This window comes from Frankia sp. Mgl5 (assembly GCF_023242985.1).
Taxonomy (GTDB): Bacteria; Actinomycetota; Actinomycetes; order Frankiales; family Frankiaceae; genus Parafrankia; species Parafrankia soli.
This window is the reverse complement of the sequence record NZ_JALKFY010000006.1, coordinates 26151-44778: the sequence shown is the minus strand read 5'-3', so window position 1 is coordinate 44778 and position 18628 is coordinate 26151. Positions and strand designations below refer to the sequence as shown.

The following is an 18628-nucleotide window of genomic DNA, read 5'->3' as shown; positions in this document are numbered from 1 at the left end:
ACTACGGGAATTACTACGGGGATTACTCGGCGGCTTGACGTCCCGCGCGGCGCCTGCAAAAGATGGCCCATGCCCGCGCCGCCGCGGTCCTCGAACGAGGGATTACCCGCCGAGCTGACCAGCTTTGTCGGCAGGCAGGCCGAACGCGCGGAGCTCAGGCGGCTACTCGGCGGGTCCCGGCTCGTGACGCTGGTCGGAGCGGGGGGCGTGGGGAAGACCCGGCTGGCGTTGCGCGCGGCCGCGGACGTCCGTGACGCGTTCCCCGACGGGGTGTGGTGGGTCGAGCTGGCCCAGTTGCGTGATCCGGGCCTGCTCGCGCACCTGGTCTCGGCGACGTTCGGCTGCCCGCCTCCGACCGATCAGAGCGTGCTGGAGACGTTGCGCGGCCATCTCGCCCAGAAGCAACTGCTGATCCTGCTCGACAACTGCGAGCATCTGGCGGACGCGTGCGCCGACCTGGTGGACAGCCTGCTGCGCGGTTGCCCGGGGCTCCGCATTCTCGCGACAAGCCGGGAGTCGCTGCGAATCGACAGCGAGAGCACCTATGTGGTCGCGCCTTTCCCGGTGCCGGCGGAGACCGACCTCGACGGAGTCGACGTGTCCGGCTGTGACGCGGTCACGCTCTTCCTGGAGCGGGCCCGCGCCGTGCGCTCCGGATTCGACCTCACCAGGGACAACCGCGCCGCGGTCTGGGGCATCTGCCGCCTGGTGGACGGAATCCCCCTCGCCATCGAGCTGGCCGCCGTCAAGATCCGCGCGTTGTTGCCCGCCGACGTCCTGCGACTACTCACCGAGAACACACGGATACTGCGCCGCGACGGCCGTCGGGTCCCGGAGCGGCAGCGGACACTGCGCGCCTGTATCGACTGGAGTTTCGAGCTCTGCACCGGGCCGGAACAGCGTCTGTGGACCCAGCTCTCGGTGTTCTCCGGCGGTTTCGGGCTGGACGCGGCGGAGGGGGTCTGCGGGGCTTCCGGGCTCACCGAACCCGTGCTGGACCTGATCCTGTCGCTGGTCGACAAATCCATCCTGACCCTCGAGGCGGGTCCGGAGAACGCACGCTTCCGGCTCCTGGAGATGCTCCGCCAGTACGGGCAGGAGAGGCTCGAGAGCAGCGGCGAGGAGGAGGCGGCCCTGCGACGGGCTCACCGCGACTGGTTTCTTGATCTGTCGACCCGGGCGGAGGCCGGGCTGCTCGGGGCCGATCGGCGGGCGTGGCTGAGCCGCCTTCGCCGGGACCACGCCAACCTGCAGCGGGCGATGGAGTACTGCGCCGAGGCGAACGACCACGGTCGCGGACTCGCGCTGGCGGGGTCGCTGCATCGCTACTGGGTGGCCGACGGCCGGTTCGACGAGGGACGGACCTGGCTGGCGCGGTTCCTCGACCAGGGCGACGGAAGCATCCATGACCGCATCCGGGCCGTTCACGCCGCGGGCTGGCTCGCGACCTTGCAGGGCGACCCGGCGGCCTCGGCCCGGATCCTCCGGCAGGGCGCCGACCTGGTCTCGGGGACACGCGATCTCTCGGCCTCCGCGCTGATCATCCAGCTCGGCGGGATGGACGCGCTGTACACCGGCCGGTCCGGCGCGATCGACCACCTTGAACAGGCGCTGGCGCAGTTCCGCCTCGCCGGCGACATCAACCGCCAGCTCGAGACGCTGGCGCTGCTCACGGTGGCCGCCGCGCTCAGCGCGACCCCCGAGACCGCGCGGGCCTACCACGCCGAGTGCGCCGAGATCGCCGAACTGCAGCACGATCCGTGCCTACGTTCGTACACTGCCTGGGCCTACGCCATCGCCACCTGGCGCGCCGGCGATCCCGAAGCCGCCCTGTCGATCGCGCGGGACGCCCTCTCCGCCACGAGCAGCCGGTCCGACCAGCTGAGCCTGACGCTGTGCCTGGAGGCCATCGCCTGGATCGAGGCCAGCCGCGGCCGGCATGCGACGACCGCGGTACTGCTCGGCACCGCTGATCGGCTGTGGGCACGGATGGGCACGTCCACCACGGCGTTTCCGGGCCTGTTCCGGTTCCGCCGGGAGAGCGAGGCCGACTCCCGGCGGGTGCTCGGTCACCACGCGTTCGAGGCCATCTGGACGCGCGGCACCGAGCTCTCGCTCGAGGGCGCGTGCGCCTGTGGCCTGGGCGACGTCGAGATCACCCCGTCCGCAACCGCAACCGCAACCGTGGACGCGGACGCGGACGCGGACGCGGACGGCCAGCCGGCTCCGGTGATCGGCGTCGCCGCGGGCGACCGGTTGGCCGCGGCCGGGCTGACCCGCCGGGAACGCCAGGTCGCCGGCCTCGTCGCCCAGGGGCTGACCAACAAGGAGATCGCGGCAAGGCTCGTGATCTCGCTGCGCACCGTGGAGACCCACGTCCAGCAGGTACTGACCAAGCTCGGGTTCCACTCCCGGGGCAAGGTCGCCTCCTGGCTGGCCGGCCAGCATGCGGGCGGCACCTGACGCCGGTAGCGGGTGGCCTGTGCCGCGCCCCCGGCCCGCCGGTGATCCATGCGGCGGCGGATCAAGGACTCCCGAACCTCCTTGAAAAATCTAGATGTATCCGTTAGGGTCCATCCCGACGGATGATCTCGCATGCCGGCGATGACCATCCGGACCCCTACGACCAACTCTGGTTCGACGGTAAGGACGAACAGGCAGGCTTCGCGCTCAGCCGCCACCCTGACCGGAACCATGAGAAGGTCGCCTTCATCCACGCCCGCGCGAATTTTCCTCTCGACGCCGGCCGGTCCTTTTCGGCTGTCGCCGAGAGCCTCGAAAAACGACCGGACATCGTCCGGAGACGGATGCTGCTCGGCCGCGCCGTGAAGCCCCATAAATCTGGCCGACCACGTGCGGAGCACCCGTTCCGTGCTCATCTTATCCATTCGAAAGGGTGGTGCGAACGATGACCTCGTCAACTGGATCCCGGATGCGGCGATTACGGAAAAGGAAGGTGTCCGGCCTGGTCCTGGGGGCGCTGTCCGGCCTGCTGTTGCTGTTCGCGGTTCAGACGCCCGCGGCCTCAGCACTCACGTATGGCCCGGTGTCGCTGCCGAAAGACGAATCCGCGCACGTCGACGCCGGGATGGAGTGGTGGTACTTCACCGGCCACCTCACCGGGAAGGACGTCTTCGGGAAGAGCCACGCCTACGGCTTCGAGAGCATGGTCGTCCGCAACGACGGCCTCGCCACGGCGCCGGCAGCGGTGATCTACAACGTCAATTTCGCGATCTCGGACCTCACCCGGGGCACCTACAAGGGAACCAAGGAGATTTACAGCATCCAGCCGGACGTGGTCCCGCCGGGCGGCGGCTACAACTTCACCGTCGGCACCGTCCACATGGACGGGAAGAACGGCGTCAACCACGTCTCCGGCGGATTCCCCGACCTCAGCTACAGCTTCGGCGGCCTCACGCTGAGCCAGTCGACCCCGGCCGCGCTGCACGGCGACTCGGGTGTCATCGGCTACGGACCGTTCGGACAGTCAGGCTACTATTCGCAGACCAACCTCAAGGCCAGCGGAGTCCTCTTCGACCACGGTATGGCCGTGAACGTCACAGGCACCGCCTGGCAGGACCACCAGTGGGGCAACTGGAACCCGGGCGAGGGCGGCTGGGAATGGTTCAGCCTGCAGCTCTCCAACAACACCCAGTACATGCTCTACTTCATCCGCGACAAGAACAACAACTATGTCCAGACGGTCGGCACGCTCGTCAGGCCGGACGGGAGCACCACCAACCTCCCGGCCGCCCAGCTCAGCCAGACCGCGCTCGGCACCTGGACCAGTCCACACACCGGGATCACGTATCCACAGGGCTGGAAGGTCGACATCCCGGGCGGCTCACTGACCGTCACACCGCAACTGGCTGACCAGGAGGTATGGAGCGACCTCGTCCCCGTCGGCCAGTACTGGGAGGGCACCTCGAGCGTCAGCGGCACGATCAACGGCCAGTCCGTCACCGGCCTGGGCTACGCCGAGGTGATCCCCTACATCGACATGCCCGGCAAGGGCTACGTCTGGGATTCGGTGAAGGAGCTCCTGGGCCTGTAACAGCGACATCAGCCACGAAGCCATCCGCCTCGAAACGGCGGGCCCGCGACCGCGGGCCCGCCGTCCAGCGGAGTAGACATCCCGGCATGGCCGACCGCTACATCGCGCCCGGTGCGGGGGCGCCGACCTTCGCGGCGTTCTCGAAGCGCCCGAAACCGTAGTCGCCCTTGATCGTGGTTCGGTGCATCACGCGCTCGTGCTTCGGGTCGCACCCACCCGCCTCGTGGAGCATCCGCCAGTTGTCCCAGATCAGCATGTCCGTCGGCCGCCAGCTGTGGTGATAGGGGCGTATCACCTTCATGACCTCGGCCCAGACGTGGTGGAACTTCTCCTCGCCGCGCGGGTTCTCCTCCCCCGCGATACCCACCGCCATGTACGGGGAGATGTGCACGACCTTTTCGCCGGTACGGCGGATCCACACGGCCGGATGGATGGCCCGCGGAAATGTCTTCGCGGTCGCGAGGATCTGGTCCTCGTTCTTGTGCGGCCGGATCTCGCGGAACGAGGCCGGAAGGCCGAAACGCTGATGAGAGTACAGCAGGTCGAGAGTGTAGATGATCTCGACGTCGTCGATCATCTCGCGCACGTCGGCGGGCAGGTCGTTCCAGATCTGCATGCCGTCCGCGAACCCGGTCAGCCCGTCGTCGGGTGCGATCGTGACGGCCCGGAGCACTCCCGCGCGGTTGAGCTCGTCGTTGTAGCAGTGGTCGAAGTGCCATGGCTGCCAGGTGACAAGCGGCCTGCCGTCGATCTCGACGATGCACATGTCCGGACCGGCGGCGATCTCGATCACGCCCGGCCACCGGTCGGCATCGACCCGAGCGACGTCCTTGCTCGGATGGTCCTTCAGCGGACCGAATACCTCACTGAGGGTCACCTGTAACTGGGTGGATGACTCCAGGCCCTCGAAGACAATCATGCCGCGGGCCTCGAAGACCTCGTTGATCTCCTGCCGGACGGCCTGGTCCTCGAGCGCCCGCTGCGTCACACCTGTGATTCGCGCACCGAACGGAAGGTCGTCCTGTAACGGCCCTACCGTAATCGATCCCATTGGCACACGCCTTTCTGCGCGTCTTCGACGTTCCGGATCACGACCTCGTAGCTCATGGTTCACTTCTCTTCGTCGGCGTCCCGCCGCAGTTCGTGCCGGGAGCCGTCGGGCCCGCGCCGGGTGACCCGGGGACGGCGCGCAGATGGCTTCCGGCCGGCGTTGTCGCGAGCTTGATCACGCTGGACCCGTATGCGCCGGTCATGACCTGCTGCATGTCGGAGAGATGTTTGCGCATCTCGCGACTTGCCTGGTCGCCTTTTCCCGCCTCGATCGCCGCGACAATGCGTCGGTGCGACGCGATGGACATCCGTCGTGCGCGTGGGTCCGAGCGGTAGTCGGCTTGCAGCGCGTGGTCCTCCTGAGCGCTCCAGACAGCCTCGAGAGTCCCGGCGATCAGCATCATGGTGGTATTGCCGCACAGTTCGGTGAGGCGGAGGTGGAAGGCGTGCGCCGCGGCGTTGAACTCCGCGGGCGACTCGCACGCCTCGGCGTCGTCCACGAGGCGGGTGAGCTCGGCGACGATCTCCTCCCGGTCGGGTAGATCGGCGGCCAGGGCGACGCACACCGGCTCGATCGCGAGCCGCGCGGTCGCCAGGTCGGTGTGGGTGACCTCATGCGTCCTGAGTGTGAGGCTGAGGTGATAGGCGGCGCTGGTGACGGTGGGCCGTCTGACCACTCCGCCGCCGATCTTCCCGCGCCGGATGCGCACGAGACCCTCGGTCTCCAGGATCCGCAACGCCTCGCGCAGGCTCGGCCTGCTGACGCCGAACTCCGCGAGCATGTCCGACTCGCGCGGGAGCTCCGCCCCGTCACGCAGCTCTCTGGTGACGATCCGCCACCGGAGCTGAGCGGCCACGAGCTCGGCCACCTTCGGCACGTGGACCCCGGGTGCCGACTGGTCACTGTCCTGCCGCTTGTCGCCTCGCCCCATAAGGAGTCGACCGTAGCACGATCCGACCGTTTATGTCTATATGATTAAGATATTTGATGACACAAAGTCTGGATCATCTATAGGATGAGATTGTAACTTGCATCACATCCGCATTACGATGGCCGCACGAGCGCCCCCGGCGCGCCGGAGCCGAGTCGCCGTTGCGATTCCCGCCGGGCCGGACCACGGGCGATGGTCCCCGCACGCGGAGGAGGACGGGTCGGTTCTGTCGAACGCCAGAGCTGACTGGCACGCGCCGCGGCGGAGAGGAGAGGCATGCCTGATCGGGAAGCCGAGATCAACGGTGGGGTCGTCGTCTACGAGTTCGTCGGCCCGGACGACGGCGAGGTCGTTGTCATCACCCCGGGGGGCCGCTTCAGCAAGGACGTCGGCGGCCTGCACGAGCTCGCCGGGGCGCTGGCCGAGGGCGGCAAGCGGGTGCTGCTGTGGGACAGGCCGAACTGCGGGAAGTCCGACGTGCAGCTGTACGGGCGCTCGGAGTCGCACATGCGGGCCGAGACACTGGGGCTGCTGCTGCGGCAGCTCGGCGTCGACCACGTCCTGGTGGCGGGTGGCTCCGGCGGTGCCCGGGATTCGATCGTCTTCACGATGATGTGGCCCGGCCTTGTGCGCAAGCTGGCGGTGTGGTCGATCGTCGGTGGCACGTTCAGCACGATGACGCTGGCGGGCGTGTACGTCCTGAACGAGCTGCGGGTGGTCCGGTCCGAGGGCATCGAGGGTGTTCTGAAGATGTCGGGCCCGGCCGGCGGCTGGGCCGACCTCGTCGCCGCGAACCCGCGCAACCGGGAGCGGCTACTCGACCTGGGGACCGACGGCTTCGAGCGGGCGATGAACCGCTGGCTGGACGCGTTCGTTCCCAAGCCGAACGAGCCCATCCCCGGGGTCAGCGACTGGGAGTTCGAGGGGATCAAGGTTCCGACGCTGATCATCCGCGGCGGCGAGCGGGACTTCGACCACCCGAAGCGGACGTCGATGGAGGTGCACTCGCTGATCGCGGGGTCCCGGCTGATCGAGCCGCCGTGGCCCGAGGACGCCTGGGAACGCGCGCTGGAGGCGTCGTTCGCCGGAACCGGCAACCTGTTCGACCCCTGGGTGCTCGCCGCGCCCGTATTACTGGATTTCTTCAAGGAAGTCTGACGTGCCCGTTCGAGAGTCGGCCGTGAGCCCGGCCGACGGCCCGTTCGGCCGGGCGACGGCACTCGAACGAGAGGAGCATGCCCTGTGACAGTGCGTTATGAGCTGCGGGACGCGACCGCCTACATCTCGTTCGGTCGCCCCGAGAAACACAACGCGCTGGGCGCGAAGCGGTGAGCCACGCCTGCGGTCCTGGCCCGGTCATCCGTGCACCAGCTCACCCGTCCGATGCCGACTCCGAACACGCGATCAACGGGCTCGTGGGGGACCGATGACCTCAGTCATGCAAGGCGTCCGAATTCTCGAGGTGGCCGAGCACACGTTCGTCCCGGCGGCCTCGGCGCTGCTGTCGGATCTCGGCGCCGACGTCATCAAGGTCGAGCACGTCGTGCGGGGTGACGCGATGCGCGGCCTGGAGTCGACCGGGATGGCGGCCGTCGGCGGCGGTGTCCACGCCCTGCTCGAACACTCGAACCGGGGCAAGCGCAGTATCGGGCTCGACCTCACCTCCGCCGACGGTCTCGACCTGCTGTACCGGATCGCGGCGACGGCCGACGTGTTTCTCACGAACAAGCTCCCGAGCGTGCGGGCCAAGCTCCGCATCGGTCTCGACGAGATCCGGGCGGCGAACCCGAACATCATCTACGCCCGCGGGACCGGCCAGGGGGAACGCGGACCGGACGCTGACAAGGGCGCCTACGACGCCCTGGCGTTCTGGGCCCGGGCGGGAGTCGCGGTCGGGACGACCCGGCCCGAGTACGACGGCCTGAACCCGCCACCGCCCGGCCCCGGGTTCGGCGACTCGATCGGCGCCGTGACGATCGCCGGCGGAATCATGGGCGCGCTGTTCCACCGCGAGCGCACCGGCGAGGCCACGACCGTCGACATCTCCCTGCTGAACACCGGGATGTGGGCGATGGGGCAGGCCATCGCGTTGTCCCTGCTGCTCAAGCGGCCATGGCAGGCTCCGCCGATCGAGGACATGAGCAGGAACCCGCTGGTCGCCACGTACGGCACGAAGGACGGCCGGGGCCTCATGCTGTGCTGCCTGCAGGCGGGCAGGTACTGGGCCGAGCTCTGTGCGGTGATCGGCCGCCCGGAGCTGGCCACCGACCCGCTCTTCGCCGACCACGGGTCGCTCATGGCCAACCACAGGCAGGTCGCCGCCCACCTCACCCTGGCGTTCGCCGAGCGGCCGGTGGACGAATGGCGCCGCAGGCTCGAACCGTTCAGCGGGCAGTGGGCGGTCGTGCAGGACACCCTCGAGGCGGCCGCCGATCCGCAGACCGCCGCGAACGGCTACCTGCAGCCGTGCGAGTCGGCGACCGGCGCTCCGTTCGAGCTGGTGGCCGCGCCCATGCAGTACAACGAGCAGCCCGCCGCGGCCGGCCGCGCCCCGGAGTTCAACGAACACGGCGACGAGATCCTCGCCGACATCGGCCTCGACATGGAAGCCGTCATCGACCTGCGAATCCGCGGCGTCGTCGCGTGACCGGTCACCCGAACCATCCCTCGACCGGGAACCCGGGCCAGGCGCAGCAAGGAGACTGGGGCGCGATCTCGTACGTCCGGCTGTGGCAGCCGCGGCGGGCGAGACCGTAGGAGGACACCGACGTGCAGTTTCATCTGTACCTGCCGCAGATGCGGTTGAGCCCGCAGAAACTCGTCGAACGCGCCCGGGCGGCGGAAGCCGCGGGGTTCGACGGCATCGCGGGGATGGACCACCTTTCCCCGCCGCTCGCTCCGAACCAGCCGATGTTTGCGGCGACGGTCGCGAACACGTGGTTGGCGGCGCACACCTCGCGGCTGACCGTGGAATCGCTCGTGATGTGCGACGTCTTTCGCCACCCGACGGTCCTCGCCCAGGAAGCGGTGTCCCTGGACCACCTGTCCGGAGGGCGCTACGAGCTCGGCCTCGGATCGGGCTCGCTCGCCGACGAGATCGACTCGTTCGGCCTCGCGATGACCGACGGCAGGCAGCGGGTGCGACGGCTGAAGGAGACGCTCGAAATCCTGCGGGCCCTGTGGACAGGGGAGCCCGTCGACTACGACGGCGAGTTCTTCCGGCTGCGCGGGGCCCAACAGGCTCCGACACCGCTGGACCGCATCCCGATCACGATTGGCGGAGCCGGGCCGAGGACCATGGAACTCGTCGCCGCGCACGCGGACTGGTGGAACCTGCACATCGCGATCCTCGACAAGCTCGACGAGATGCGACCGCGTGCCGGCAAGGCGCGGCTGTCCATGGAACAGATGGTGGCCTTCGTCCCGTCGGAGGCGCGACGCGCCGAGGTGGCGGCGCTGGCGACACGACGGTTCGGAACGACGGGCGTGGTCGTCGGTGACGGCGACCAGCTCGTCGACCACTTCGGCGCGCTCGCCGAGCGGGGGGTCGAACGCATCTACGCCTGGTTCTGCGACTTCGCGCCCCCGGAGACCCTCGCGGCGTTCGGTGAGACAGTCGTCGCCCGGCTGCGCTGAACCGGGATCCCGCACCGAGATCCACCGCACCGCAGGGTACGAGTCCGTGCGCCCGGCAAGTACCCGCGTCCACCTGACCAGACGGCTCCGGGTGGAGTGATCCGAGTCGAACGACGACCGGGATGAACACTCGGTCTGATCGTCCGGACGTTCTGTCAGAAAAAGATGGCGCTCGGAGACGGAGTTTTCAGGCGCCCGATCCGAAGGACTACCAGATTCTCATGAAGCGATTACATGCCGGTTTACGTCGGTTGTCGGTACTCCTGGTCGCGCTGGCGATCGCGACGGCAGCGGCCTGTTCGAACTCCGGCGGGGGGAACTCGGTCGACGGCGGTGGCACCGCTGGACCGGCCCCGGCGGCGAACGGGGCGCCGGGCGTCACCGCCAACGCGGTCAGCTTCTCGATGCTGGCGACAAAGACGAACAACCCGACCGGAGCCTGCATCTACGACTGCTTCGCCCAGGGAATCGAGGCGTACTTCGCCTTCCGCAACAGCGAAGGCGGCGTGCACGGCCGACAGCTGAAACTGACGAGGAAGATCGACGACCAGCTGGGCCAGAACCAGCAGGGCGCGCTGCAGATCATCACCGCGAACGACACATTCGGCACGTTCAGTGCCGCGCAGCTTCCCACCGGGTGGGGCGACCTGGCGAAGGCGGGAATCCCGCAGTACGTGTGGGCGATCCAACCGGCCGCGATGGTCGGCCACGACGACATCTGGGGCAACGCCGGCATCACGTGCCTTGAGTGCACCGCCCGGTACTACCCCTACGGTGCCACGCTCGTCGGCGCCACGCACATCGCTGCCATTGGCTACGGTGTTTCCGACTCCTCGAAGCGGTGCGCCCAGTCCGTCCGGGACTCGATCAAGCTGTACGCCCCCCAGACCGGCCAGCAGGTGGCGTACTTCAACGACGCACTCGCCTTCGGCCTGCCCAACGGCGTCGGGCCCGAGGTGTCGGCGATGAAGCGCGCGGGCGTCGACATGGTTGTGAGCTGCTTCGATCTGAACGGTCAGAAGACGCTCGCGCAGGAGCTTCAGCGACAGGGCATGCCGGACGTCAAGATCCTTCACCCGAACACCTACGACGCGAAGTTCGTGCGGGAGGCCGGCGACCTGTTCGAAGGCGACATCGTGCAGGTCTCCTTCCGGCCCTTCGAGGCGGCCCCGGGCGACAGCAGCCTCGCCGACTTCCGGAAGTGGATGGGCGAGACCGGTGCGGAGATCAGTGAGGTCGCGATGATCGGCTGGATCGACGCGGACATCGCCTACCAGGGGATTCTGGCGGCCGGGCCCTCGTTCACCCGGCAGAGTGTGATCGACGCGACGAACAAGATCACTGACTTCACCGCGGGCGGCCTGGTGCCGCCCCTCGACTGGACCCGGATGCACGACAGCCCGACCCAGGCCGACCCGAAGTCGCACGGACCCGCCCAGGAATGCGCCAGCTTTGTGCAGATCAAGGGGGGCAAGTTCAATCTCGTGGGCGGAACGGCGCAAAAGCCGTTCGCCTGCTGGTCGAACCAGAACCGCGACTGGACCGACCCGACGCTGGAGTCCTTCGACTGAACCGTGAGCAGCCGCCTGTTCGTGTTCACGTCCTCGGGCCAGGGCCGCCCCCGGAGACGTGGGGGGTTCTGCCGGAACCCGGAACAGCGTGACCTGTCGCGTCCGCGCGAGCACCTGTTCTCTGGTGCCATGACCGCATCCGCCGAGGCCCGCGTGCCCGCTGCGACGAGGGGTCCGGCCCGGTGGCCGCATGGTCCCCGGCCGCCGGCGGATTCAACCCCGGGCATTACGAGAAGGAGAGACGTGATGGGCGCGTGGACGACCACCGAGCTGACACGCCGCCGCACGGATGACGAAGGAGACAGATGAACCTCGAGCCGAAGGGGCCGACCGTGAAGGGCCCGGCCGCGTGGTTCACCGGGGACGTCTACATCGACCCGATCGCCACGAGGAAGCCCGAGCCGTCCCGCCTGGCGTGCGGCTGCGTACACTTCACCCCCGGCGCCCGGACCGCCTGGCACTCGCACGCCGTCGGCCAGACGCTGTACATCACCGAAGGCATCGCCCTGCTGGGGACCCGCGACGGCACGGTCATCGTGGCCCGGGCCGGGCAGGTCGTCTACACCCCGCCGGGCGAGGAGCACTGGCACGGCGCGACTCCGACGGACTTCATGGTCCACATCGCGCTCTACGAGGGCACCGCGGACGGGGACGGGGCGACCTGGCTCGAACACGTCACCGACGAGCAGTACACCTCCGCCGCGGCGACGATCACCAGGACGGGCTGATGATGCACACACCGGACGCTCGGCCAGGGTCTGCGGGTCTCGGCCATCGGCATGGGCCGCAGGGGCAGGTCACAGAGCTAAGGACCCAACCCGGGGACCGGCTGGCGAGGTGGTCGAGGGCGCGGATCTTGTCGTCTTCGGTGGGTTGGGTGTAGATCCGGACGGTTTCGAGGCGGGTGTGGCAGAGGAGTTCGGCGACGGTGACGAGCTCGGTGCCGCCGCGGACGAGGCTGGTGGCGAAGGTGTGGCGTAGGACGTGGGCGGTGGTCTTCTCGCCGAGGCCGGCCGCGGCGGCGATGGTGGTGGTGGTGTGGGCGGTGACGACCACGGCGTAGGGCTCGGAGAGCACGACCGCGCGGCGGCCAGGCCGGCGCGGCTCCGGAACCGTCTCCCTTCTGAAGCCCAGCAGGCCGAGGTTGGGCGCCGTCGCGGTGGGGGCGCGGAAGGAAGCATCAGTTGTTACGCGTTACCTCCGGGCCGGTGATCCGCTTGAGCAGTGGCAGGGTCGAGGCGCTGATTCCCAGCGCCGTAGCCAGACCGAGGACGACGAGCGTGTAATACGCTCCACCTGGCAAGATCAGGTCGTATTTCATCTGCGATTTCAGGAACATGGCCGCCGCCGCGAAGCCTGTCCCGATCGAGAGGGCGGCCACTGCCAGCAGCGGCAGCGCGCTTTCCAAACCGATGACTCGCTGCAACAGCCGCAGGGGCGCGCCGGTGAGCCGCAGGACCGCGAAGGGCTGCCTGCGTTCCGACAGGCCCGCGACGATGCTGACCGCGAGGCTGCAGCCCGCGATCGGCAGGGTGGTCAGCAGCACCACATTGGCCAGCTGGCGCCAACCGGCTAGTTCCTGTTGCTGGTTGGAGCCCCAGTCGCTGACCGTGCGGGCCATGTAGTCCGGGTAGGTCCTGGTCAGCAGGGTCCGGGTCTGCTCCATGGCCACCGTCGACCCGTTGGTGGTCACGTAGAGCATCTGTACGGGCAGTGTGGCGGCCTCCGCCGGGGAGATCGCGGCGGCGGGCCACTGCTCGGCGCTGTTCGATCGGACGTCGAGGAAGGCGAAGAGCGGGACGGCCGCGACGCTCGCCCCGGCCGGGCAGCGGCCGATGACCGGGACCCGCACCAGATCGGAGCAGACCACCAGGCCGGGCGCCCATGGCCGGGGATCCGTCGGGTCCATTCCGATCCTGTGGGGGTTGGCGTGGACTATCGCGAGGCCCCGGAAGCCCGGGATCGCCTGGATGTCCGTGAGGAGCCGGTCCGGCACGGCGTTGGTCATCGGCGGGTCGCCGATCTGCGCGCCGTGCGCCACCGCGACCCGGGTCTGCGGATCACCACTCAGAACGCCACGGTTGTGGTTGATGGTGCCGATGATGCTGACCGTCGCTGTGGTGACGAACAGGGCCAGGACCAGGCCGCTGACCGAGCGGAAACCGGCCTTCGGGTCGTCCGCGAGCCGGCGCGCCGCGATCAGGGTGGCCGGACGGCTGGTACGCCGTGCGACTACCCGGGCGGCGGCCATGGTGAGCCACGGTCCCGCGATCACCAGGCCCAGCATCACCAGCAGAAAGCCGGTGAGGTAGGCCACCGCCTGACCGTTGACGGTCGCCGGACGGCGGCCGACGAAGAAGACGAGCTCACCGAGACCGGCCAGCAACGGGACCAGTCGCCAGGCCTGGGGCGGACGCGGGGTCACCCGGCGGGTCACGCCCAGCGGGGAGATGATGATCCGGCGCAGCGCGATACGAGCTGCGATCGCCGCTGCCACCGGGACGCCCAGGGCGACCCCCAGGGCCTGGGACGCGGTGAGGGTCAGATCCCCGGCGAAGAAGCGGCTGCCGGTGAACGGCACGGTGGCGAGTACCGGGCGCAGCGCGAGGTAGAGGCCGAAGCCGACGGCTGTGCCGGCGGCGGCTGCCAGTGTGGACTCGACCGCTGCGATCAACGAGATCTGCCGAGGAGTGGCGCCAACCAGCCGCATCGCGGCGTACCGCTGCTCCCGCGTGGCGGCGGACAGGCGGGTCGCGGTCCCGACGAAGATCAGCACCGGGAAGATCAGCGCGCCGGCCACCACCGAGAGAACGAGTGTCATCGCGTCACCGCGCACGCCCACACCGAAGCAGTCGTTGTCGCAGGCGGGCGGCAGCGTGCTGGCGATGGTGGTGACCGCTCTTGCCCCAGGCGCGCCCTTGACCTCGGCCGGGGTGCGGCCGATGACCGCCACCAGCGAGTCCGGGGAGGCAAGCGCGGCCTTACCGATCCTGCCGGCCATCCGGCCCGGGATGCGGTCGCCCAGCTGGACCGTCGGGGTCTCGCGCAGCAGCGTGGCAAGCGCCGGCGAGGCGTAGTACTCACCAGGGGCCGGAAGCCTGGTGAGGCCCGGCGGTACGGGCGAGGTCGGCCCGGTGGCGGCGACGTCCATCTCGATGAGCGACCTGCCGTCGTAGTAGTCGCTGTGGGCCCACCACCACAGCGGGTCCACCGGGGCCGTCCCGGTCCGGCTGGCAGCGCCGGTGTTGTACCAGAGCTGCCGGGTGTTCGACCGGCCGACGGCGTTGAGGCTGGCGAGCGTGGCGAGCAGCAGCCCCACGCCGATGGCGACGGCGGCAGTGATCATGACAAGCCGGACGACGGCCTCCCGGCCGCCGCTGACGGCGAGGCGGAGCGCGAAAGGGATCACGAGACGATCCGTTCGGCCGCCAGCGTGCTGGCCTTGCCGTCCCGGACGACGGCCTCCCAGTCGGCGTAGGCGGCGACGCGGGGCTCGTGGGTCACCAGGATGACGGTCGTGCCCTGCTCGCGGGCCGTGCCCACCAGCAGCTCCATCACCTGCTCGCCGGTGAGCGAGTCGAGTGCGCCGGTCGGCTCGTCGGCGAACAGCACCTGGGGCCGGGTCACCAGGCCGCGGGCGAGCGCGACGCGCTGTGCCTGGCCTCCCGACAGCTCGCCGGATCGGCGCCGCTGCAGGCCGTCCAAGCCGAGCCGGGCAAACCAGAGCCGGGCCTCGACGAGGGCGGCCGCCCGGCGGGTGCCACTGAACAGCAATGGCAGAGCGACGTTCTCCTCGGCGGTCAGCTCGGGGACGAGCTGGCCGAACTGGAAGACGAAGCCGAAGACGCTGCGGCGCAGCGCACTGCGTTGGGCCTCGTTCATGGTGTCGATCCGCCGGCCGTCGAAGTGCACCTCACCCGAGTCGGGGGTGAGGATGCCGGCCAGACAGTGCAGCAAGGTGGACTTACCGGAGCCGCTTGGGCCCATGATGGCGAGCACCTCGCCGGCATCGACGGTCAGGCTGGTGCCGCGCAGGGCGGGGGTCGCACCGAAAGCGAGCGTGAGATCGCGGGCCTCGATCAGGACGGTCATGAGCGCACCACTTCGGCGAGCGCGTCCAGCCGGGCCGTAGTCAGGTCGATCCAGCGCAGGTCGGCTTCCAGGTGGAACAGTCCGTGGTCGGCGAGCAGAGCGTCGACGAGCGGGCCGGTACGCCGTAGCGCGGTCAGCTCGCGCATCCGCCGCAGGTGGGCGGCACGCTGTGTGTCGAGGTACTGCTGGGCGTCGCGGCCGAGCATCAGGGCCAGTACGACCTTGGTGAACAGCACCGTCTGCAGGGTGGGTTCGGGTGCCACCGGCTCGGTGAGCCAGATCTCGAACTCTGTCGCTCCCGCCTCGGTGATGACGTAGCGCTTGCGTTCGGGCCCGTCGCCGGGTTCCGCCTCGCTGGCCACGATCTTGTTGTCCCGCGCCAACCGGCTGAGCGTGGCGTACACCTGCCCGTACGGCAGCGGCTTGCCTCGGACGAAGAACGCGTCGTAGTCACGTTTGAGGTCGTAGCCGTGACTCGGCTCCCGCTCCAACAGCCCCAGCAGGGTCAAAGGAACACTCATGAGAGGACTATACTCTTGAGATATACTTCAAGTGTATAGTCTGCGAGGGTGCGGCGTTGACCTGCGACGAAGCGGAGACCGGGCTCCCTACAATGGGACGGACCACCGTCGGCGGGGTTCACTTCCCGGTACCCGGCGGGATGCGCGGTACGGCCTGGAAACCCTCCGCATCGGTGGGGGCCGCGCTCCCGAGAGCCGGTGGCGCCGGCGGGCCAAGGTGTCAGGAGGCCCACTCGCGCAGCTGCTCGATCGCGGCCACCCGCGAACGGTGGTCGGCGGCGAGCGGGGTGACCTTCAGCGTCGTCACACCGGCCTGCGCGTAGGCGGCCAACCGCTCCCTGACGTGGCCCGCGGGGCCGACGAGCGCGGTCGCCCGCAGCAGATCGCCGGGGACCGCCGCCTCGGCCTCCTTCTTCTTCCCGGCGAGGTAGAGCTCCTGGATGAGCTCTGCTTCGGCGACGTAGCCGTACCGCCGAGCGAGGTCGTTGTAGAAGTTCCTGCCCTTGGCGCCCATCCCGCCGATGTAGAGCGCATACATGGGACGCATCAGGTCGAGCAGGCCGTCGGTGTCCTCGCCGATCGCGAGCGGCGCGCCGACGACGACGTCGAGCTCTCCGAGCTCCGGGGCGCGCTTCGCCCTGCCCTGGGCCAGCGCCCGCCCCCATACCTCGCCGGCCTTCTCCGGGTGGTGGAAAAGCGGTTCCCAGCCCTCGGCGATCTCCGCGGTCAGCTCGACGTTCCTCGGGCCGATCGCGGCGAGGACGATCGGGATCCGCTCCCGGACCAGCCGATTTATGATCTTCAGCGGCTTGCCGAGGCCGGTGCCCCGTTCAGGTGGCAGCGGCAGGGTGTAGTGCCGGCCCGCGTACTCGACCTTCTCACGCCGCCACACCGCCCGGCAGATCTCGACGACCTCGCGGGTGCGGGCGAGCGGAGCGTCGTACGGCACGCCGTGGAAGCCCTCGATCACCTGCGGCCCGGACGCGCCGAGCCCGAGGGTGAACCGCCCACCGGACAGGAAGTCGAGCCCGGCCGCGGTCATGGCCGTCAGCGTGGGCGTGCGGGTGTAGATGGGCAGGATGCCCGAGGCGATCTCGATCCGCTCCGTGCGCGCGGCGAGAAATCCGAGCTGGCTGACCGCGTCGAACGAGTACGCCTCCGGGACGGAGACGATGTCGAGTCCCGCCTTCTCGTAGTCGCCGAGCGCCGCGACCGCCTCCGTGAACCCACCGCTGTAGTCCAGCGGCATTCCGATCCGCATGCAGTTCCGCCTTCCGTCCTCGGGCCGGATGTCCAGGACAACCGGCGTCCTGTGCGGACTGTGGGATGGCCATCCTCGCCCGTCCTGCCGGCGCGCGGGGCAAGCACCACGCGCGACCGGCCGCTGACCGCAACGGCTAGCGTTCAGGCCGGTCCGCGAGACCGGCCGCCGTGATGAACCGGCACCTGCAGCGTCTGATACGCCAGCCGTCAGCCGTCCGGACGAGCTCGTCCGTGTAGACGGCACTGCGCGAGACGCCGTCCGCGCGGCTGACGAACAGCAGGTTCCGGGAGGTGCGTGCCTCGTCGGCGCTCAGCATCTCGATGACCGGCGAGCCGCCCAGATGCAGTCCACCGGGCGCCGCGGCCATCATCGCGCGCAGCCCTTCATGCCCGTCGAAGGAACGCCCGTACGCCTGGTAGCTGCCGTCCTCGACGAAGAGACCGACCCAGCCCGCCACATCGTCGAGGTCGAGTGTCAGGCAGTACCGGGCCAGCAGGTCGGCTATCGCCACCTGGTCCTCCGGAGCGGGAAGCATCAGAACTCCTCCTGGCCGCCCTCAGCTCGAGGGCGGACGACGTCGGGAACGGGCGTGCCTCACAGCTGTCCGAAGGAGACCGTCGCGTGGCCGATCAGACGGTCACCGGAACCGGCGTCGCCAAGCCGGACGACTGCTACCGGGGCGCCGGTCCGGGACGGCACCTGCCGCGCGGACGCGGTGAGCGGGCCGACGCGGAGACGGTCGAGATAGCGGATGTCCAGGTCGGTAACCGCGAGGCCACGATCGCGCCCACCCACCACGCGCTCCGCCGCGAGCTCGGCGGCCAGCGCCTGGACGCCGCCGTGGAGGGTGCCCGCCGGGCCGTTGGCCAGCCTCGGCGACGAGTCGAGGACAAGGGTGTGCTCGTCCTGCACGCGGGCCCCCAGGAACGCGTCGAACGAACCTCCCTCGACCGGTACGACCCGCGAGGCGCCCACGGGCATCCCGGCTCCGAGATCGAGCACCGCGAAGGTCGACACGGCCCGGCCGAACGGCAGGGGCGAACCGTCGGAGAACAGCTCGGTCTCGGCGACGACGAACCGGCGGCCCACCCGCAGCGGCTCGCACCGGAAGTGCAGGTGGCCGGTGGTCGGAGGGGACGAGAGGAGGACCAGTCGCAGGTCCATGGTGGCCCCCACCGCCGGCTTGCCCGGCCCGTCCGGCGTCTGCCCGGCGACGATGTCCACCATGGCGAGGAGCACCGAGGCCCGGACGCGGGTGGTCCCGGGCGCGAACGACTCCGGGCGCACGGGCGCCGTGGCTGTCACGGGCGGGCCGCCCGGCTCCAGCGCGAGCGCCAGCAGCCGGGCGAAGTGGTGCGCCGCGGCGGTCACGCGGGCCTGTCCATCCGCAGTGCGTCACGCCGGGCGATCCGCCACTCGCCGTCGAGCCTGACCAGCTCGTCGTGGCACCAGTAGCGGGCGAGGGTCGCCTGGACCGCGAGCTCGTCGACAAGCGTGGAGCCGCCCAC

18 protein-coding genes are annotated in these 18628 nt (G+C 69.5%); 8 read left to right on the top strand and 10 right to left on the bottom strand.

Annotated elements, in window-relative coordinates:
- Nucleotides 1-69: 69 nt before the first annotated feature.
- From MXD62_RS39085 to MXD62_RS04485, 3 genes are all read left to right on the top strand, one after another.
- Nucleotides 70-2463: a LuxR C-terminal-related transcriptional regulator gene (locus tag MXD62_RS39085; protein WP_285223952.1), complete on the top strand. Its 2394-nt coding sequence runs from the start codon at nt 70-72 to the stop codon at nt 2461-2463.
- A gap of 122 nt (nt 2464-2585) precedes the next feature.
- A complete protein-coding gene (locus tag MXD62_RS04490) occupies nt 2586-2912 on the top strand; it encodes a hypothetical protein (RefSeq protein ID WP_248828161.1) in 327 nt (108 codons plus the stop codon).
- 44 nt (nt 2913-2956) lie between these two features.
- Nucleotides 2957-4054 (top strand): lipocalin family protein, encoded by a 1098-nt coding sequence (locus tag MXD62_RS04485; RefSeq protein WP_308301191.1) that lies wholly within the window; start codon nt 2957-2959, stop codon nt 4052-4054.
- 97 nt (nt 4055-4151) lie between these two features.
- On the opposite strand, the gene MXD62_RS04480 is transcribed toward MXD62_RS04485, so the two are convergent.
- Entirely contained in the window at nt 4152-5105 is a 954-nt protein-coding gene (locus MXD62_RS04480) for a TauD/TfdA family dioxygenase (RefSeq protein ID WP_251081211.1), read from the bottom strand.
- A gap of 52 nt (nt 5106-5157) precedes the next feature.
- A complete protein-coding gene (locus MXD62_RS04475) occupies nt 5158-5961 on the bottom strand; it encodes a FadR/GntR family transcriptional regulator (protein WP_248828158.1) in 804 nt (267 codons plus the stop codon).
- A gap of 351 nt (nt 5962-6312) precedes the next feature.
- Here MXD62_RS04475 and MXD62_RS04470 point away from each other — a divergent pair, with 351 nt between their 5' ends.
- From MXD62_RS04470 to MXD62_RS04450, 5 genes are all read left to right on the top strand, one after another.
- Nucleotides 6313-7194, top strand: a complete 882-nt coding sequence (locus MXD62_RS04470) for an alpha/beta fold hydrolase (RefSeq protein WP_248828157.1) — start codon at nt 6313-6315, stop codon at nt 7192-7194.
- 268 nt (nt 7195-7462) lie between these two features.
- The gene (locus MXD62_RS04465; protein ID WP_248828156.1) at nt 7463-8683 is read left to right on the top strand and encodes a CaiB/BaiF CoA-transferase family protein; all 1221 of its coding nucleotides are present in this window, start codon (nt 7463-7465) and stop codon (nt 8681-8683) included.
- A 122-nt stretch (nt 8684-8805) separates the two neighbouring features.
- Nucleotides 8806-9672, top strand: coding sequence for an LLM class flavin-dependent oxidoreductase (locus tag MXD62_RS04460; protein ID WP_248828155.1), 867 nt, complete (start codon nt 8806-8808; stop codon nt 9670-9672).
- A gap of 221 nt (nt 9673-9893) precedes the next feature.
- Complete coding sequence (locus tag MXD62_RS04455; RefSeq protein ID WP_248828154.1) at nt 9894-11243, top strand: ABC transporter substrate-binding protein; 1350 nt, start codon at nt 9894-9896, stop codon at nt 11241-11243.
- Between the two features lie 305 nt (nt 11244-11548).
- Nucleotides 11549-11971, top strand: coding sequence for a cupin domain-containing protein (locus tag MXD62_RS04450; RefSeq protein WP_248828153.1), 423 nt, complete (start codon nt 11549-11551; stop codon nt 11969-11971).
- Here the strand turns inward: MXD62_RS04450 and MXD62_RS04445 are convergent.
- The 8 genes from MXD62_RS04445 to MXD62_RS04410 all read right to left on the bottom strand — a co-directional run bounded on the left by MXD62_RS04445 (nt 11955) and on the right by MXD62_RS04410 (nt 18628).
- Nucleotides 11955-12320 carry a tyrosine-type recombinase/integrase gene (locus MXD62_RS04445; protein ID WP_248828152.1) on the bottom strand — a complete coding sequence of 122 codons (366 nt, stop codon included), beginning with the start codon at nt 12318-12320 and terminating at the stop codon, nt 11955-11957. The two genes, MXD62_RS04450 and MXD62_RS04445, sit on opposite strands and share 17 nt — an antisense overlap.
- Nucleotides 12321-12423: 103 nt before the next feature.
- Nucleotides 12424-14652 carry an FtsX-like permease family protein gene (locus MXD62_RS04440; RefSeq protein WP_248828151.1) on the bottom strand — a complete coding sequence of 743 codons (2229 nt, stop codon included), beginning with the start codon at nt 14650-14652 and terminating at the stop codon, nt 12424-12426.
- The gene (locus MXD62_RS04435) at nt 14649-15335 is read right to left on the bottom strand and encodes an ABC transporter ATP-binding protein (RefSeq protein ID WP_248828150.1); all 687 of its coding nucleotides are present in this window, start codon (nt 15333-15335) and stop codon (nt 14649-14651) included. Before MXD62_RS04435 ends, MXD62_RS04440 begins: the two co-directional genes overlap by 4 nt.
- Complete coding sequence (locus tag MXD62_RS04430) at nt 15332-15856, bottom strand: PadR family transcriptional regulator (protein ID WP_248828149.1); 525 nt, start codon at nt 15854-15856, stop codon at nt 15332-15334. Before MXD62_RS04430 ends, MXD62_RS04435 begins: the two co-directional genes overlap by 4 nt.
- Nucleotides 15857-16076: 220 nt before the next feature.
- Nucleotides 16077-17117, bottom strand: a complete 1041-nt coding sequence (locus MXD62_RS04425) for an LLM class F420-dependent oxidoreductase (RefSeq protein WP_248828148.1) — start codon at nt 17115-17117, stop codon at nt 16077-16079.
- A 136-nt stretch (nt 17118-17253) separates the two neighbouring features.
- Complete coding sequence (locus MXD62_RS04420; protein ID WP_248828147.1) at nt 17254-17655, bottom strand: nuclear transport factor 2 family protein; 402 nt, start codon at nt 17653-17655, stop codon at nt 17254-17256.
- A gap of 59 nt (nt 17656-17714) precedes the next feature.
- The gene (locus tag MXD62_RS39625; protein WP_131627095.1) at nt 17715-18491 is read right to left on the bottom strand and encodes a hotdog domain-containing protein; all 777 of its coding nucleotides are present in this window, start codon (nt 18489-18491) and stop codon (nt 17715-17717) included.
- Nucleotides 18488-18628 carry a hypothetical protein gene (locus MXD62_RS04410; protein ID WP_248828146.1) on the bottom strand — a complete coding sequence of 47 codons (141 nt, stop codon included), beginning with the start codon at nt 18626-18628 and terminating at the stop codon, nt 18488-18490. The genes MXD62_RS39625 and MXD62_RS04410 overlap by 4 nt, the downstream gene beginning before the upstream one ends.